Genomic DNA, 17,142 nt, shown 5'->3' on the forward strand with positions numbered 1-17,142 from the left:
TATTGAATTACTGAATATTTATAACATGAATGGAAAATCACAGGCAATCAAAGCTCATTACAGCACGAAATCAGTAACAGGGGAAAGCTTCATCAGCGACCATATGTTTGCGTTCCAGACGGCCGGGACGCTAAAGGTTGTTGATGGGGCCTTAACCTCATTATTTAAAGCGGGCGACTTCAGGCTTGGTATAAGGAACAGCCTGGCACGTTTTGTAAAAATCCCCGTGAACGGCGATTACGGATCCGTAACGCTGACGTTTTCAAGAGAATTTCTTCAGGAATTTGCATCTGAGCGTCAGATCAGCATTTTACCAGTCAGGCAAAAAAAGCCGCCGGTTCTGAAGCTTAAAGACCACCGTTTCTACCGCGCTTTCATATCTTCTGTTCAGCTATATTTCCCGTTTCCTAGCGGCGATGATGACTCTTTGGTTAAACTTAAGCTGGAGGAAATTTTGGTTATTCTCTTAAAAGTACAACCAGAATTAAAAAATATTCTGTTTGATTTTACTGAACCGTCCAAAATTGATCTTAAAGCCTATATGGAACAGAACTTCAGGTACAATCTAAAAATATCACGATATGCATATTTAACAGGGCGGAGCCTCTCGGCATTCAAACGTGACTTTGAAAAAACATTTCACTATTCCCCTTCTAAATGGCTAGTCAGGAAAAGATTGGATGAAGCTTATTTTATGATTCATGAAAAAAAAATGAAGCCGCTTGATGTATTTATGGAAGTTGGATTCCAGGATCTCTCACATTTTTCATACGCCTTCAAAAAACAGTTCGGAATATCCCCATCACACGTGCGGCACAAGTCAACATAAATTATAATTATCCTATTGAAAAATTCCCGTGCCGCAGGTTCTGTCAAAGATGATAAAATAAACTAAATACTTAAAAATGAAGCCATAGCGAACACCGAAGAAGATTCGTAATGAAGCTTTGTATTCCATCGCGTAGCGGTTTCCGAATAATTTCCCGGCAGGGGTCTGGCCAAGACATTGCTTTATCAGGTCGATCGTTTGCACGGAAAAATGCCATTTACAACTTACGGGCCGATACCAATTTCAAGAACACAGCGATGCTAAACTTTTTTAATAAATTCGGCTATATCTATTGTGGAGAGGACATGTTCAGGGGAGTCCACGGGAAGCATTCGAATATTGATTTTCCTTATAAGTTATTTTTTCGCATTTTCAAATGAAGCAGCTTTTTAACCTGTGGACGTGTTTCGATTCCCTCAGCTTCTGAATCGCCCGATCTTTGATTCGACCTGTCTGTTTCGATGACAGTCTCACAACCTGCGCGATTTCGTCAAGCCTGGTAAGCGGTTCCCCGTTCAAACCGAAATAAAGATTTATGATCTTTCGTTCTCTAATATCCAGATTTTCCAATGCTTTCGAGATTTCCCAACGTACTGATTCATCCATAAGAGATTTATCCGGGCAATCATCCTCGTGATGAATTAAATCTGATAATACCATATCCGTTTCGCTATTGACTGGCCGGTCTAACGATGTGGTTGCTTGTGTTTTGACAAGCAGTTCCTCTAACCGCCAGACCTCTGTCCCCAGCGCTTTTGCAGCATCTTCCATAGACGGGCTTCTACTATCTTTTTGTTCGAGTTCCGAACAGATTCTTAAATACTGGTTCAGCAGACAAACCTTATTCATTGGAATATGAATAAACCGTGTATGATCTTCGATGGCTTTAAGCATCGCCTCCCGTATCCACCACACCGCAAAACTAACGAAGCGAAAACCTCTGGTATGGTCGAATTTCTTTGCGGCACGGATTAATCCCAGGTTTCCTTCATTAATAAGGTCATTGAGAGTTAGTCCTTTGGTTTGGTGCTGTTTTGCTACCGAAATAACGAAACGAAGGTTTGCTAGTACAAGCTTGGTTGCCGCAGCCGGATCACCCATAGAAATAAGCCGGCATAATTCCACTTCTTCTGACATGTTAATCATGGCAATTTTGTCAATATCCCTGAAATACCGGGTCAGCGAGTCGCTTTCCCTCTTCGTAAACGAATTTGGAATCGCCAATTGTCTCATATTTGTTTGATTAATGATCGATTATTACAAAAATCAGCACGAAGGTTGAAATTCAATATTGACAAAAAGCACAAAATATCATTGACTTTTATCATTAGTAATTTCTTATCATATACAGGTCAAACAGTTCCTTAAGTCGGAAAACCAATAATTACATCGCCATCCGGTTTTATTATCAAACACTCTGAGGCCTAATGACGGAGTTTATTCATCATGAGATTCATGCCGGCTGGTATAATTCCGAACATTTCAATTTTCACTGCTTGTAGGCAGCACCAAAACAGTCTATTTCGTCAAAACCAATATTTCTGGCGATATATGATAGGATACAGAAAATTCAATTTAAGTCCAAAACGCTGACTATCAGAAAATTAACAAACAGGCATCATCATTGATCAAATCGCGTATATTTTAACCTTTAATTTACAATTCAATGAAAAACAAAACGAACGCGCTTCTAAAAAATGCCAGACGTCCTATTTTACTAATTGCATTGACCATTGCGGGGTCTTTCGCGACACAGGCTCAGGTAGCGGATTATTCAACGGATGAGCACCTTAGCCCCGAGGTACGAACATTTCTCAAGGCCCTTAATAATGGGGGACCTGCGGTAGAAAGCTTAAAGCCGGCAGAAGCACAAAAAGTCCTGGTAGATGCTCAAGCCGGGGTAAAAGTTGATTATTCGGGGATAACCGAATCTGAAAAAACGATCAAAACGGATGGGTTTACTATAAAATTGAATATTGTTCGCCCTTCAGGTGCCAAGGGAACCTTGCCGGCCTTCATTTTTATTCATGGCGGCGGTTGGGTTCTGGGCGATTATCCTACTCATAAACGGATGGTCCGTGATCTCGCCGTAGGATCAGGTGCCGCCGGCATTTTTGTTAATTATACCCGTACCCCCGAAGCACAGTATCCGGTGGCTATTAACGAGATCTATGCAGCCCTTAAATGGGTATCTGAACATGGAGCAGAAATTCATGTAGACGGGAAACGGATTGGAGTAATTGGAAATAGTGTAGGGGGAAATATGACAGCGGTAATGTCACTGATGGCAAAAGAGCGGAAGGGACCTGAGATCAAAGTCGCCGTTATGATGTGGCCGATAGTGGATGCCGGATTCGACACCGAATCTTACCGGCTATTTGGCCAAGATCGTTTTTTGACAACTCCTCTAATGAAATGGATGTATGACATGTACATCCCACAACCCGAAAAGCGCAAGGAAATCTACGCATCTCCGCTGCAAGCCAGTATCGAACAGTTAAGAGGGTTGCCGCCTACGTTAATACAAACTGCAGAAAATGATATTCTTCGTGACGAGGGTGAAGCTTACGGCCGAAAACTTCTGGAAGCTGGTGTTAAGGCTACGACAGTAAGATACAATGGCGTGATACACGATTTCGGCCTGCTCAATGGACTGGCTACGATTCCACAAACGGAGGCTTTGTTTGTCCAGGCTTCTGCTGAGCTAAAGAAGTATCTCTTTAAATAAAAAGCAGGTTTAACCAGAAAGCCCGAATCATCTTGTGCGTTCGGGCTTTCTTTTTTTCCGCCGCTAAACACTTAGACAATACTTCCGGTTAGAATTTCAAGAAAATCGTTCTATTTCATTTTAATTTTATGCCTAAATTAGAATTAAATTGATGAGTTTGTAAACAGCACCGACCTTAATGTCCATTCAGACCCTACCTTACAGCAATCTGCTAACGATTGACAGAACCTCAGATACGCCGGTGTTCAGACAGCTAGCGAATGGTTTAATGACACTGATCAGAAACGGCAAAATTCAACCCGGACATCAACTACCTCCCAGCCGTGAGATGTCTGCTATGATAGGACTTAATCGTACTACAATCATTGCTGCATATGATGAGTTAAAAGCCCAGGGATGGCTGGAAGTAAACGGAAAAAAAGGGGTGTTCGTTGCCGGGCATTTGCCGGTCGTCACCCCAAAGTCTTTCAAAACTGAAGCCCGGTCAGTTTCTACTGCTCCCGATGAAACGAACTTTCAAAAAAAAAATCATTTTAACCGGCCTCCTTTCCGGGAGGTCAAACCATTTCAATTACTGATCAATGATGGTTATCCAGATCCACGGATAGCTCCACTTAATTCGATAGCCAATCGTTATAAAACATTATTGGACAAAGCGGCTTTACACGGCCCGTTAATGACCGGCCACGCTGCGGGTAGTCTGTCGTTAAGAATGGAACTGGCTGAATTCTTATCAAGAACCAGAGCTTTGAATATCAAAAGTGAGCATGTACTGGTCACACAAGGCGCTCAATTAGCGATCTATATCGCGGCCAGCCTATTATTGAAACCTGGCAGCTCAGTTATTGTAGCGGATATGAATTATATCCTAGCGGATATGCTGTTTGAACAATTAGGGGCCACATTAATCAAAGTGAAGGTGGACGAACATGGAATTGATGTAGACGAGATCGAAGAGGTTTGCCGAAAGTCCAGGCCGGATCTATTATATATTATTCCGCATCACCATCACCCGACGACCGTGACGCTAAGTGCGGAAAGGAGGATGAAATTATTGGCTATCATCCGAAGGTATCAACTGCCTGTGATCGAAGATGATTACGACTATGATTTTCACTATAATAATGGTCCGACCTTGCCCCTTGCAAGTGCAGACCACAACGGCTATGTGCTTTATGTTGGCTCCATTTCTAAAACATTAGCACCTTCTGTCCGCCTAGGTTATCTCATAGGCAGCACGGACTTTATCATTAAAGCTACACGGCTTAAGCAATTGGTATCGATACGTAGCGATGTATTATTCGAAGAGTCCGTAGCGCAATTGTTTAATACCGGCGAAATGCAGCGCCATCTGCGGAAGTCGGTCAAGTTATACATGCAGCGGCGCAACCGGTTTTGCGAACTTTTAAAGGTGGCTCTCGGAGATCTAATACAATTTACCAATCCCGAGGGCGGCATGGCCGTCTGGATTGTCTTTCCGGATAATTATTCCGTAAGTGAACTGGCGATGAGATTGTACGCTAAAGGGATTCATATGAATGACGGCAGTATTTATCCTTACTCAACTACCATTAACGGCACGAGAGTAGGATTTGCATCATTGAATGATTCGGAGATGGACATGTTCGCGCAGGCGCTTGTTCAAGTTAAATAACCGAAGGCAGGTCTTTACCGGGCCTGACTTCGGCTAATTTTGACCCATATTAATTTGCTTTAAGCCAGTCATCAAAAAGGATCGAACCGGCCCGAAACTCACCAAGCGGAACCAACAGGTCTTTTGGGATGTCAAAAAACATATATTTGTCCTCATCGTTCGGAATAAGAACCTTGCTATTACCTTTATGAGTAATATATCTTTGGACAAAATCAGTCATTGACGCACGTTCAGCACCTGCGATCTCCACAGTTCCGTTTTTAGGTTTTTCCAAGGCCAGCTTTACGACAAGATCTACGACATCGGCAGCAGCGATCGGCTGGTACTCAACGGTAGAAATATTCACTTCCGTCTCGTTACCCTGAACCGCAATTAAAGTCGTGATATGTTCATGAAACTGGGTAGAACGAATAATCGTGTAAGGGATCCCGGAACTTTTGATGTTATCTTCTTGTTCTTTCTTAGCTTTGAGGTATCCGATATAGGTAGCGCGGTCTGTCCCTACGATCGACAGTACTAGGTGGTGTTTAACGTCTGCTTTCTTTTCCAACGCGGCAAGATTCTTTCCTGCGGCCCTAAAGAAATTCAATGCCGTTTCATCATCCGGCGACGAAGAATTGGACAGGTCTATAACCACATCCGTACCATCCAGCGCCTGTTCCAGGCCCTCGCCAGAAACAACGTCGATACCTTTTGAGGGTGATCCAATGATCACTTCATGACCTGCTTCAGTCAATTTTCTGCTGACGTCCTTGCCAATCAGTCCGGTCCCTCCAACTACTAAAATTTTCATAAGTGCTATATCTTTTTATTATCTCAATTAGCGAACACAATGTACTCCCCCTTGATCAAGATTTTCGGTCTAATGAGAACATTACAATAGCGATCGCTTTATTTAAGCAAAATAAAGGATCCTGTGGATGAAGGTAATCATCCAAGCTTCAAAAACATGACCATCCAGAAGGAAACCATAATTGGTACTCTGTGGCCGGCCGGGAATTACTTTTGATGAAAACTTATTCCTCTTATTTGGCAAGTAACCTAAATTCAATCACAACCATGAAATAATCTTATCGACAGTTTAAACGAATCTCGTTTTCAGAAATTCAAAAAAACGCCATTTTCTTGCTATAATTTCATTCAAATTATCATTACAAGGAGCTTTTAGTTAGTTATCTTTATAAGGCCGCCGCCAAATATTTTAATACCCCTAGATGGCCTTAAATCTACCTTAAGCCCGCCTGCAAGACGGGCTTTTTTTAGTGCAACGCCGAAACCTTTATAAGTTAATAAAGTTTGTATATCAGGTTATTTTAATAGGGGTATTAAATAGCCAATTGTGGCAATGCTTTTAAAAAGCATGGCTTCTTCATAGCTTCTTCTGGGCATAAACCGGCTTAATGGTGGGTATTCCGGAAGGCATAACCAGGCCATTCCGTGCGCATTGGAGCTCCAGGTTGTGTAAGCATTTAAGAAAATCGCAATTAGTACTCAATAAACTACGATGATCAAAGTGTTACGGAATTAGCTGTTTGCTAATCCGTGAAAGGGTGATCAATGACTCCGGAATGTCCAGTTTCGGGCACTTATTAAAACCCACTTAACTACCCCAAGCGAAGACTCCGGGAAATCCCTGAAGACACAATTAGAAATTTGGAAGCACAACCATGATCAGCTCTTGCGATCTCCAAAAGGGATGATTCCTCCAGATATATTTTCGATAAATAATTCAAATTTTAGAATATGATTAGTACCTACATCTTATCTTTGCGTAAGATTTGCGTCCCCATTTTCAGACAAGAAAAAACTGGTGAGTCACGCGGTGAGTCAATTTTCGAAAAACTAATAATTGACTGAAGATCAAAGGAATACAGAGACAGGTTCTGAACCCTCCCTCTCCGCTGATTTTGATAAAGAATTTTTCAAAAGCCTGCAATTAATAATTTGCAGGCTTTTTATTTTTATTATCCGGCAGTAAAACGAAACAAGTATCTTCGGGGGCTAATAATGTTACCCTAAACTATGCACAATAAGTTACTGGCAGTGTGTTTTATCTGCCTTTTTGTTTAAACTCACTGGTATCACATGCACAAATTATAACAGCTGCTGCCGCCACCGGCACCATTACCGGCTGTGCAGGCTCTGCCTCAGCAAATCCCAACCTGCAACAAATTGTTGTTACCGGAAGCGGCCTATCATCTGTTATTACGGCTACGGCACCGGCGTACTGGTAAATGCTACAGTGAAAACGTTGCCAATGGTTAACGCTATTACTGATCAAACAGTTGCTGCCGGTAATTTAACGGCTCCGGTTAATTTCGCCGGTTCGTCGCCAGTTTACCGGTAATACTTTTACACCCAATGGTGACGGCATTAATGATCTGTGGGTTATTAAAGATCTGCAATATTATCCCGGCTGCGCAGTAGAGATCTATAACAGGTATGGCCAGCATTTATATCATTCACGTGGTTACAGCCAGGCATGGGATGGTACTTATAACAACCAGCCATTACCCTTCGGCACCTATTATTACATCGTAAACCTGAACGACGACTCCAAGGCAAGGCTTTCGGGGTATGTGACCATTATTCGGTAGTTGTATACAGCATATCGCTGATGAATCGTTAAACGGAAGAAGCCGCCTCATCATTGCTTATGAAACGGCTTCTTCTATTTAACACCTCAATTAAACCTTTTCGTAGAACTTCGAAAACAGTTCGGGATTTTTGATGCCGTAATCCTTCATATCTGTTGTCAACGTTATCCAGTCGTTAACAATATATTCTTTAGCACCAGTCCGTTTTTCACCTATAAACCGGAACCTTACATGATCGCCATACTCAATACCTTTAAAATCAGGCGCATTGGGTTTAATATTAAATTTGATATGATACCCGTTCACTACCTCCACAACCGCACTTTTCCATTTCCCATTTGGATATTTTGTTATCGAAGTAATCTGTCCATCGGCAAAGCGCACTCTGTTGGCTTCATATAAAAACGGTTGCGTAGGTATCTGATCAGCTTCAACAAGCTGAAATATTTTTTCACCGTTAAAAACCACAGTTGCCGGCTGTATTTGAATGGGCTCTCCCTGGCCCATCGCCGCTGTAAAAACTTTAATGTTCAACACATCGCCTATCTTGAATTTATTTTGCAGTTGTTTTTCCTGGCCGTAACTGGTGCGCATTAAAAATGTATAGCCATCATTTTCAAGCTGGATGCAACTTTTATTTCCGGTAAGGCCAAATGTACCAAAGCCAACTACTTTAAATGGCAGGTCTTTGCCCAGCACACGCCCGGTTTGCTCAAACTTCTGTTTATACTCATCTGTTTTTTTAAAATCCTCATATTTCTTGTGTTCCTTTTCAAAGGCAATTTCCTGCTGTGGTGTGCGCTTTATTTTTTGACGATATTTAATGGTATCGCTTGTAAATAAGAAATAGTGTTTGTAACCCGACAGGTCAACACCAATATCTGCCTTGGGGCCGGCATCGATAGAACCCGCGCTAAAAACAGTTAGCTTTTGGTCTTTGACCATTTGCTCAAGCTTATCAGCATCAGCTTCGGTATAGATCTTTTTACCGCTTACCAGGGCTGGCTTTTCATCAATGGCAAGCTGCGAACTCATGCTTCCGCCGCCCGGCATCTGAAAAAACACTTCATCGTACTCACTGCCATCCTCATTTTTTAATCGTAGTCTTGAGTAAAACTTTCCCGCCGGGATAGCCGCCTTCTTTATCAGGTTTTCTTTTTCAACCGGCGTCATTGTCAAAATAACCTGCCTTTTGGTAAGAATGCTTACCACGCCGTCTTTAGCTTTTGCACCATACTTGCTGGCACCGGAACTGAGGATACTTGATGATGAAAGGCACCTGCCGCTAATCGTATAAAGAATATCGTCCTTATACTCCTTCCCATCAATAATAACAAGCGGGTGTTTGCCGAGCTTGCTAAGATCGCCAACAGCGCTTATGCGTTTGTTTTTTTCATCAGTTTTGCCTTTTATGTTTGCAAAAGCCAGGCAGCTTACTACTGCCAGCGGCAGTATCAGCAAATAAATGATCTTTTTCATATTAGAAGAGGGTTGGTTAAATAACATGGTAATACGTTTTTTAAGCGGCGCTTTACTAAAGCTGTTATAAAGCAGGTGGTTTCCGGATATTGATAGGCGAAGCATCAGGTTGGCATAAATACCCTTATCGGCATCCCGGGCGGCAATACGGTCAACCTCAAACTCGTGATTTTCTTCAATAGAGCGTATATAACAATATACAAACGGGTTAAACCAAAGTACTACTTGTACAAAGCGGGCTATCAACCTATCAACCGAATGCAACAGTCTGATGTGCAGTACTTCGTGAGCTAACACCTGCTTTACCTCTTCGGGCTTAAGCTCATCATCGTTCAAAAAAACAATGTTGCCAAATGAGCTATTGGTGGTGCGCTTACTGCTTTTTATTACTTTGATATTGCCCATTTGCAGGAGTTGGCGGCCCCTGGTACGCCGCCAAAAAACCAGAAGCGTGATTAATAAGTGTATAAAAAAGGCTATTGCGATTATATAATAAGTATTGGCCAGCAACCCTGCCCAGTTAAACGGAGCAACATCGCTAACCGCATTAATGGTAGCCTGTATTTGCTGCGGTTGCTTCATATAATACTGGTAAATAACAGGTTGCTGAACTACCAGTTGAGGCACCGAACTAACCGGAATGGTAATGAGAGGGATCCCGAAGCTCGCAACTGGTGTTAGCAGCAGGTACCAGCGGTTAAGTCCAAAAAAGGTAAGTTTACGCAAACACACAAAGTAAAACAGATAAAACACGGCAGTACAGGCCGATACCTGCAGCAAATACATTAGCATGCTCATGATTGTTGGTTTTTATCGATAATGTCTTGAATTGTCTTAATATCGTCGGCGCTAAGCTTTTCTTCTTTAGCCATAAATGACAGCAGGCTTGTTGCCGAATCATCAAAGTATCCCGCCAGCATTTTTTTGAATGATACCTTCCGGTATTCAGGTTTCGATATCAGCGCAAAGTATTCGTAGGTTTTACCATAGGCTTTATAGCCTACATAACCTTTTTTTTCCAGCAGCCGCACAACAGACGATATAGTATTGTAAGGCGGTTTCGGGTCATCGGGCAAAGCATCAATAATGTCTTTTACGAAAGCTGTTTTCAACTTCCAAATCACTTGCATCACACGCTCTTCAGTCTTGGTTAATTCTTCCATAACCAAATCTAAAACTTAATTTTCAGTTTTACAACTTATTTTTCAGTTATATAACTATTTTTTCAGTTTTAAATAAAAACAGCTTTGGTCAAGTCTGTATATTAGAGCCTGTATCCGCAAAGCCACATGTTTACCACGTTGATGTTAATGATTTATGTATTTAGTTTCGGTATTAGTTAGTACTAAAAAAACATAGAAAAAACCTGTGATATTGAGCTTTCAAAAGCCTGCGATTAAAAAATCGGCGGGCGTTTGTCTTCCATAATCTCTGCAAACTGCCCTCCAATTACCCCTCAATTCATCTCTTATTACGAGGATAGACCGTATCAGGCAAAAAAAAATAATTTTTTTTGCCACTAAAGCAGTCTCCCTAATCGCAAAGTGCAATTGCGGATAAAGCGTATCGGCACCAACTCATCTTGCTTTTAATCAATAGTTTACAATAATTTTGTTTTGTCAAACCAATTATCGGCACCTTTTTCAACAACGGCAAAAACCTAATACGAGGCAAAAGTACGCCCCGGTAATTCCCAAACTGCCTGTTTTATAAGCTACGCCGGTCATAACAATTGTAAACTAAAAATCAATTTATGAACAACAAACCAAAAACTACCTTTGCAACCCTATTGGGCCTGGCACTGTTTACAGCCCTGTTTTTCACTTATTGCACCAAAAAACAAGTAACACCGGCGGCGGCCAATAACCCGGCTTCGCCTGCATTAAAAACCCAGGCTACCGGCTTTATCCACCCCGGTATCCTTAACACGCAGCAAACGCTTGATTATGCAGGCCAGCAAGCAAACTCAAACGACGCCAACCGATTGGCTACTTACCAGTTTGTGCTCAACTACTGCAACAACCATAGTCCCAGCGGTGCATACAAAGCCACTGTACAGGTTGCAGGCGGCGTTACCACTCCCGATGAAATTGCTTTTAAAGGCGACGCCTTGCTGAGCTACGCCCTGGCGTTGCGCTGGGCAAAAACCGGCACTGCATCATACGCAACTACGGTAAAACAAATTCTTGATGGCTGGGCCAGTCATTTTCAAAATTTCAGCGTAACAGGTTCACAGCCTAACCAGGCTTCGCTTGAGGCATCATGGGCTGCACCCACTTTTGCTGCCGCTGCCGAAATTATCAAATATTACATCCCGGCCAGCGGTGTGGGCGGCGGCTGGACCACAGCCGAAAACACACAGTTTGTAAGCTTTCTGAATAACATGAAAGATAATTACATCAATAACGTACCCAATTTTAACAATAACTGGAACGTATCTGCAGGTTACGCAAAAATGGCTATCGGCATATTTGAAGATAGCCAGGCTGTGTATCAAAACGGCATCACCGCTGTAAAAACCGTACTGCCTAATGTAATTGCTTCAGACGGCTCGATGAACGGTGAAGTTTGCGGTTCACATAATGATTATGTACACTATCAGTATTCACTTACGGGTTTAAGTTATGCAGCTAACATTGCCGGCATTCAGGGTGATCTATCTATTTACTCGGCAAGCAGCAGCCGGCTTTTAACCGGGTTCAATTATCAATACAAGCTGATGCATGGCACCGTGTCGCCGCCATGTTCGCCTAACGGAAATGTCAATAATCCTATCTGGCCGGGCATAGAAGTGGCTAACCGTCATTACGGTACTGCAGAAACCAGCTATATTGCCAGCCACTATGTGTGCGACAGCAATGGCCTGCCCAATGGCGATATAGGTTTCCTTTGCTGGACAAACTACACCCATTATAACGTACCTACTACTTTTTAACAAAACACATATTAATAAAAATATATAACAGCCACCCCGGTCATTCATCACCGGGTGGCTGTTATATATGAATGAAAACAAGAAGTAATGAAAGGATAAAAAGGCATCTAAAAAATGAATAATAGCAATGTGAAACATATTTAACAATGCATTTATTATTCATTACATGGATCAAAACAGTGTGTCACTTATATTTCCGCACCAGTTGTTCAAGCACAATACCCTGTTAAACCAATTGCGACAGGTTTACCTGGTAGAGGAAACCCTATTTTTCAACCAATACAATTTCAACAAGAAAAAACTGGTCTTGCACCGTGCGTCGATGAAGTTTTATGAACATCATCTTTCCGGGCAGCATACCGTGGTGAAATATATTGACGCTCAAGATCCGCTTGCAGATGTTGGCCGGTTAATTACCTCATTGGCTGAAAAAGGCATAAAAAATATTCATTACACCGATACTGCCGATAATTGGCTGGAAAGCAGGCTAAATAAAGCCTGCCTTAAAAATAATGTCCGGCCTATCAAATACCCAAGCCCCAATTTTTTGAATAGCCCTGAAGATGCCGCTGATTTTTTCGACAAAAAGAAAGCCTATTTTCAAACCGATTTTTACATACACCAGCGCCGGCAACGAAATATTTTGCTTGAACCAGACGGGCGGCCCATAGGTGGAAAATGGACTTATGACAGTGATAACCGGCACAAATTCCCCAAAAATGGATTGATCCCTCTATTGAACGCCCCTCCGGAAAACGAATATTTGAAAGAAGCCCGGCTTTATGTAGATACACATTTCCCCAATAATTATGGCAGCACCAAATCTCCTTTTGGCAACCTCGGTGGTTTTTATCCAAGTACTCATGAGGAAGCAGAACGCTGGCTGGATGATTTTTTGCAGCATCGCTTTCGGGATTTCGGTATCTACGAAGATGCTATGGTAGCCAATGAAAGTTTTTTAAATCATTCAGTGTTAACCCCTATGCTCAACATCGGCCTGCTTAACCCTCAACAAATCATTGATAAAGCCCTGGATATGGCTGCCGGCACAGACATTCCCTTAAACTCTTTAGAAGGATTTATAAGGCAGGTGATGGGCTGGCGCGAATTTATCCATGTGGTTTATGAGCGCGAAGGAACGAGGCAGCGCACCAAAAATTACTGGGGCTTCAACCGCCGCATTCCTCATTCGTTTTGGAAGGGTAATACAGGTATCCACCCGGTTGATGTGGTGATCAAAAAGGTGTTGGCCACCGGATATACACACCATATTGAACGCCTGATGGTGATGGGCAATTTCTTTTTACTATGTGAATTTCACCCCGATGATGTATACCTGTGGTTTATGGAAATGTATGTAGATGCCTATGATTGGGTGATGGTGCCCAATACCTACGGCATGACCCAATTTGCCGATGGGGGCCTAATGATGACCAAGCCTTACATAAGCGGCAGCAACTACCTGTTGAAAATGGGCGATTGGAAAAAAGGCGACTGGCAGGATACCTGGGATGGCTTGTTCTGGCGCTTTATGCATGTGCACCGCAACTTTTTTCTGCAAAACCCTCGTTTGAGTATGCTTGTGAAAACTTTTGATAAAATGCCCCCGGAAAAACAAAGAACACATTTAAACAACGCCGAACAATTTCTTAGGCAGCTTGATGAAGATGCCAACTGTTTATAAATTTTTAACTGTTTAAATGGATTTAAACCTATTACCGATTAAAGCAAATACGATAACTATACCCCCTACCCTAAAAACTAAAAAGGGCCAAAAGAATTTGTAAAACAGCATAAAATGTATTCGAAAAAAGGTATGATCTTTCTTCGAATACATTTTTAATGAACCTGCATTTTCTTCCCCACATTCATCAATACCACAGCAAGCAAAATAAATACAACCCCCAGCCACTGCAGCCATCCAACATACTCCTTTAGCAGTATACTTGCCATTATTATAGATACCGGTATCTCCATAGATGCGATGATTGCGCCTAAACCCATACCGGTAAGCGGCATACCTCTGGTAAACAACAGCGGCGGAATGATAGTTCCGAACAGGGATAAGAAAAGGCCCCAGCGCATAAATATCTTACATGAAAATTCGCTGTTTAACGATGAATGAAAAACAAGGATAATTATTATCAAGCCCCCCGTAATCATATACAGGCTTCGCTTTAACGGCGGAAAACCGAGTTCAACATTGTTTGACGAGTACATACTTGCAGTGTATGAAAGGGCGGCCATAACACCCCAGCCCAATCCTACCCAGTTGATACCGGCCGATTGCTCAAACATGCCTGTAGCCAGAATGGTGCCGCCTAGGATAACAAAAACCGACATTATTTTACGCAGTCCGGGTAATTTTTTATGCAGTATCGCTTCCAGCACCATACTTATCCACACCGTTTGCATTAACAAAACAATCCCAATACTAACCGGAACATATTGAACCGCCTGATAGAAAAAAACACTGGTTAGCCCCAAAGAGATACCAGCCATTATTAACCTCATTATCCCTTTAGTACCCGGTGTTTTTGCTGCGGTTGCCGGTTTCTGCTTACGGAATAGTGTTAAAATCAGTAGTCCTAAAAAGCCCAGGCCAAATTGTGAAACTGTTACTTCTGCCAAACTAAAACCTTCGCGATACGCCAGTTTCACAAAAGTTGCCAGCATCCCGTAACTACAGGCCCCAAGTGCAATAAAAGCACTTCCTTTCAATACGCTGTTTTTCATCTTACACCAACTCCAGGCCTATCAAATCTTTTAGCTCCTGGTACGATGTTTCTACAGTAGTTTGAAGTTTCTCAGGTGCGTAGTTGATTCCGTTAATTGTAACTACGTGAATATTGCTCACACCTATGATATTAAATACCGTTTTTAAATAAGTGCTCTGAAAGTTAAGATGTTCGTTATAGTCTCCCTTTTCGTATCCTGGTGCACCCCGCGAAAGTAAAAGGAATACCGTTTTATTTTTAAGCAATCCTATATACGGGTTCTCAATATCAGCCTTATTAAACTCAAATGTTTCATTCACCCGCACAACCTGGTCAATATAGGCCTTTAATGCACTCGGTACCGACCAGTTATACATTGGCGAAGCAACTACAATAATGTCGGCTTCCAGCAATTCCGAAATATAAATGTCACTTATCTTTAGCGCTTCCTTTTCTGCCTCCGATCTTTCCTTTTCGGGTTTAAAAGCAGCAGCAATCCAGTTTTCATTAATGTGCGGCACATCTTCGGCACCCAATTCGCGATATCTGATAACCGGGTTTGTTTCAATACTTTTCCAGTGATCAACAAATGCTTCGGCAAGTTTCCGGCTTTGTGATTTAGCTGTCCTTGCACTTGCATTAATAACCAATACTTTTTTCATTTTACTAATTTTATACAAAAGTACCGGGCACCTGGATTATATTTACATACCAGTTTACATAAAAACTACAGCCCAGATGTTACCATACAAATCGCTGATGCAGGTTGATCGAAACGCCTCTGTATCGTTACATATCCAGGTATGCAATATGTTTATATCGTTAATTACCAATGGCACATTGCAGCCTGCCGATATTTTACCGGGTTCCCGCGTACTTGCACAACTTATTGGTATTAACAGGAACACGGTAAAGCTGGCTTACGAAGAACTGGTTAGCCAGGGCTGGGCCGAATCAATTGAACGTAAAGGTGTTTTTGTACTTTCAAAATTACCTGTACTTTCCAAACCCGTTGTTCCTGAGCACGGCAAGCACAAACCCAGTCAGGAAGCTTTCATCTGGACTAACAGATTTGAAAATGCTTGGATCACCAAAGGGCCCGAAAAAATGATGCTCACTATTGACGGTGGCTTCCCGGATGTAAGGCTGGCACCAATAGATTTGCTGATGCGGGAATACCGGAGCCTTTCAAGGAGACTACATGGGAAAACCTTTTTGAAATACGGAAGCTCTAAAGGATCAGAAAATCTTCGTGCAGCCATTTGCAACTATCTATCCCACACCAGGGGGCTAACTGTCCCTGTCGAAAATATAATTATCACAAAGGGCAGCCAGATGGGGATCTATTTAGCTGCGCAGTTATTGCTCAATCCTTCGGATAACGTTGCTGTCGGGCTGTCAAATTACGTTTTGGCAGATGATACTTTCAAGTATGCCGGCGCTAATTTGGTACGGATCCCTGTTGATGGTAACGGGATGGACATTGATCACCTCGAAACAGTTTTACAACATACCAAAATCAAGGCAGTATACATCATTCCGCATCATCACTACCCAACAACGGTAACCATGAGCACGGAGCGCAGGCTAAAATTGTTAAAACTGGCAAAGGAATATCGTTTTGCTATTATAGAAGATGATTACGATTTTGATTTCCACTATAACAACAAGCCCTACCTGCCACTGGCCAGTATCGACCATAATCAAAATGTAATTTATATAGGCTCCGTTACCAAAACATTTGCCCCCGCCCTGCGCATCGGCTTTATGACAGGGCCTTCGGCATTTGTTGATGCAGCTGCCGCGTTCAGAGAACTTATAGACAAACAGGGCGACACCGTGCTGGAAGAGGCCTTTGCCGTGCTTTTTAACAATGGGGAGATGGACAGGTATTTCCGAAAATCGCTAAAAATTTACAGACAGCGCAGAAACTTGCTTTGCCAGATCCTGCAATCAGATTTTAGTGAGCACATCACATTCAACGTTCCAGAGGGGGGACTTGCCGTGTGGACTAATTTTAGCGAACAGGTTAATTTAGTTAAACTGGTAGAAGATGCTGCAAAGAAGAGGCTTCAGATAGATGACGCAAGTTTTTACAGAAACGAATCTTTTGCTGTTAACGGAACCAGGATGGGCTTTGCATCACTTAATGAAAATGAGATGGTTGAAGCGCTTAGTATCCTCAAAAAAGTACTTAATTAAC

Annotated in this window: 14 protein-coding genes; 8 read left to right on the plus strand and 6 right to left on the minus strand. The window is 42.2% G+C overall.

From position 1 onward, the window contains the following. Window positions 1-25: 25 nt before the first annotated feature. Window positions 26-829, plus strand: coding sequence for an AraC family transcriptional regulator (locus tag MTO98_RS31085; RefSeq protein WP_243483175.1), 804 nt, complete (start codon window positions 26-28; stop codon window positions 827-829). A gap of 372 nt (window positions 830-1,201) precedes the next feature. Here the strand turns inward: MTO98_RS31085 and MTO98_RS31090 are convergent, their stop codons facing one another. Continuing rightward, a complete protein-coding gene (locus tag MTO98_RS31090) occupies window positions 1,202-2,062 on the minus strand; it encodes an RNA polymerase sigma factor RpoD/SigA (protein WP_243483178.1) in 861 nt (286 codons plus the stop codon). A gap of 433 nt (window positions 2,063-2,495) precedes the next feature. Here MTO98_RS31090 and MTO98_RS31095 point away from each other — a divergent pair, with 433 nt between their 5' ends. Both MTO98_RS31095 and MTO98_RS31100 read left to right on the plus strand, forming a co-directional pair. Beyond that, the gene (locus tag MTO98_RS31095) at window positions 2,496-3,557 is read left to right on the plus strand and encodes an alpha/beta hydrolase (protein ID WP_114941212.1); all 1,062 of its coding nucleotides are present in this window, start codon (window positions 2,496-2,498) and stop codon (window positions 3,555-3,557) included. A gap of 178 nt (window positions 3,558-3,735) precedes the next feature. Beyond that, entirely contained in the window at window positions 3,736-5,211 is a 1,476-nt protein-coding gene (locus MTO98_RS31100; RefSeq protein ID WP_243483180.1) for a PLP-dependent aminotransferase family protein, read from the plus strand. A 49-nt stretch (window positions 5,212-5,260) separates the two neighbouring features. On the opposite strand, the gene MTO98_RS31105 is transcribed toward MTO98_RS31100, so the two are convergent. Next, on the minus strand, window positions 5,261-6,004 hold the full coding sequence (locus MTO98_RS31105; protein ID WP_243483182.1) for an SDR family oxidoreductase: 744 nt from the start codon (window positions 6,002-6,004) through the stop codon (window positions 5,261-5,263). Between the two features lie 1,252 nt (window positions 6,005-7,256). Between MTO98_RS31105 and MTO98_RS31110 the strand changes: the two genes are divergently transcribed. Next, window positions 7,257-7,445, plus strand: coding sequence for a hypothetical protein (locus MTO98_RS31110; protein WP_243483184.1), 189 nt, complete (start codon window positions 7,257-7,259; stop codon window positions 7,443-7,445). Window positions 7,446-7,610: 165 nt separating this feature from the next. Beyond that, window positions 7,611-7,808 carry a gliding motility-associated C-terminal domain-containing protein gene (locus MTO98_RS34525; RefSeq protein WP_371825439.1) on the plus strand — a complete coding sequence of 66 codons (198 nt, stop codon included), beginning with the start codon at window positions 7,611-7,613 and terminating at the stop codon, window positions 7,806-7,808. A gap of 90 nt (window positions 7,809-7,898) precedes the next feature. Here MTO98_RS34525 and MTO98_RS31115 read toward each other — a convergent pair whose 3' ends face one another. Continuing rightward, a complete protein-coding gene (locus MTO98_RS31115; protein WP_243483186.1) occupies window positions 7,899-10,085 on the minus strand; it encodes a M56 family metallopeptidase in 2,187 nt (728 codons plus the stop codon). Continuing rightward, window positions 10,082-10,450 (minus strand): BlaI/MecI/CopY family transcriptional regulator, encoded by a 369-nt coding sequence (locus tag MTO98_RS31120; RefSeq protein ID WP_243483188.1) that lies wholly within the window; start codon window positions 10,448-10,450, stop codon window positions 10,082-10,084. Before MTO98_RS31120 ends, MTO98_RS31115 begins: the two co-directional genes overlap by 4 nt. A 590-nt stretch (window positions 10,451-11,040) precedes the next feature. On the opposite strand from MTO98_RS31120, the gene MTO98_RS31125 reads away from it, so the two are divergent. Next, on the plus strand, window positions 11,041-12,222 hold the full coding sequence (locus MTO98_RS31125) for an alginate lyase family protein (protein WP_243483190.1): 1,182 nt from the start codon (window positions 11,041-11,043) through the stop codon (window positions 12,220-12,222). 166 nt (window positions 12,223-12,388) lie between these two features. Continuing rightward, window positions 12,389-13,906: a cryptochrome/photolyase family protein gene (locus tag MTO98_RS31130; RefSeq protein WP_243483192.1), complete on the plus strand. Its 1,518-nt coding sequence runs from the start codon at window positions 12,389-12,391 to the stop codon at window positions 13,904-13,906. A gap of 155 nt (window positions 13,907-14,061) precedes the next feature. Here MTO98_RS31130 and MTO98_RS31135 read toward each other — a convergent pair whose 3' ends face one another. After that, a complete protein-coding gene (locus MTO98_RS31135; protein ID WP_243483195.1) occupies window positions 14,062-14,958 on the minus strand; it encodes a DMT family transporter in 897 nt (298 codons plus the stop codon). A 1-nt stretch (window position 14,959) separates the two neighbouring features. Next, window positions 14,960-15,601, minus strand: a complete 642-nt coding sequence (locus tag MTO98_RS31140) for an FMN-dependent NADH-azoreductase (RefSeq protein ID WP_243483197.1) — start codon at window positions 15,599-15,601, stop codon at window positions 14,960-14,962. A gap of 76 nt (window positions 15,602-15,677) precedes the next feature. On the opposite strand from MTO98_RS31140, the gene MTO98_RS31145 reads away from it, so the two are divergent. Continuing rightward, window positions 15,678-17,141, plus strand: a complete 1,464-nt coding sequence (locus tag MTO98_RS31145; protein WP_243483199.1) for a PLP-dependent aminotransferase family protein — start codon at window positions 15,678-15,680, stop codon at window positions 17,139-17,141. Window position 17,142 lies beyond the last annotated feature (1 nt).

Source organism: Mucilaginibacter sp. SMC90 (assembly GCF_022811725.1).
Lineage (GTDB): Bacteria > Bacteroidota > Bacteroidia > Sphingobacteriales > Sphingobacteriaceae > Mucilaginibacter.

Coding starts and splice junctions, on each gene's coding strand:
- MTO98_RS31140 (WP_243483197.1), bottom strand. CDS start 15,601: ATGAAAAAAGTATTGGTTATTAATGCAAGTGCAAGGACAGCTAAATCA.
- MTO98_RS31105 (WP_243483182.1), bottom strand. CDS start 6,004: ATGAAAATTTTAGTAGTTGGAGGGACCGGACTGATTGGCAAGGACGTC.
- MTO98_RS31130 (WP_243483192.1), top strand. CDS start 12,389: ATGGATCAAAACAGTGTGTCACTTATATTTCCGCACCAGTTGTTCAAG.
- MTO98_RS31095 (WP_114941212.1), top strand. CDS start 2,496: ATGAAAAACAAAACGAACGCGCTTCTAAAAAATGCCAGACGTCCTATT.
- MTO98_RS31145 (WP_243483199.1), top strand. CDS start 15,678: ATGTTACCATACAAATCGCTGATGCAGGTTGATCGAAACGCCTCTGTA.
- MTO98_RS31120 (WP_243483188.1), bottom strand. CDS start 10,450: ATGGAAGAATTAACCAAGACTGAAGAGCGTGTGATGCAAGTGATTTGG.
- MTO98_RS31115 (WP_243483186.1), bottom strand. CDS start 10,085: ATGAGCATGCTAATGTATTTGCTGCAGGTATCGGCCTGTACTGCCGTG.
- MTO98_RS31125 (WP_243483190.1), top strand. CDS start 11,041: ATGAACAACAAACCAAAAACTACCTTTGCAACCCTATTGGGCCTGGCA.
- MTO98_RS31100 (WP_243483180.1), top strand. CDS start 3,736: ATGTCCATTCAGACCCTACCTTACAGCAATCTGCTAACGATTGACAGA.
- MTO98_RS31090 (WP_243483178.1), bottom strand. CDS start 2,062: ATGAGACAATTGGCGATTCCAAATTCGTTTACGAAGAGGGAAAGCGAC.
- MTO98_RS31135 (WP_243483195.1), bottom strand. CDS start 14,958: ATGAAAAACAGCGTATTGAAAGGAAGTGCTTTTATTGCACTTGGGGCC.
- MTO98_RS31085 (WP_243483175.1), top strand. CDS start 26: ATGAATGGAAAATCACAGGCAATCAAAGCTCATTACAGCACGAAATCA.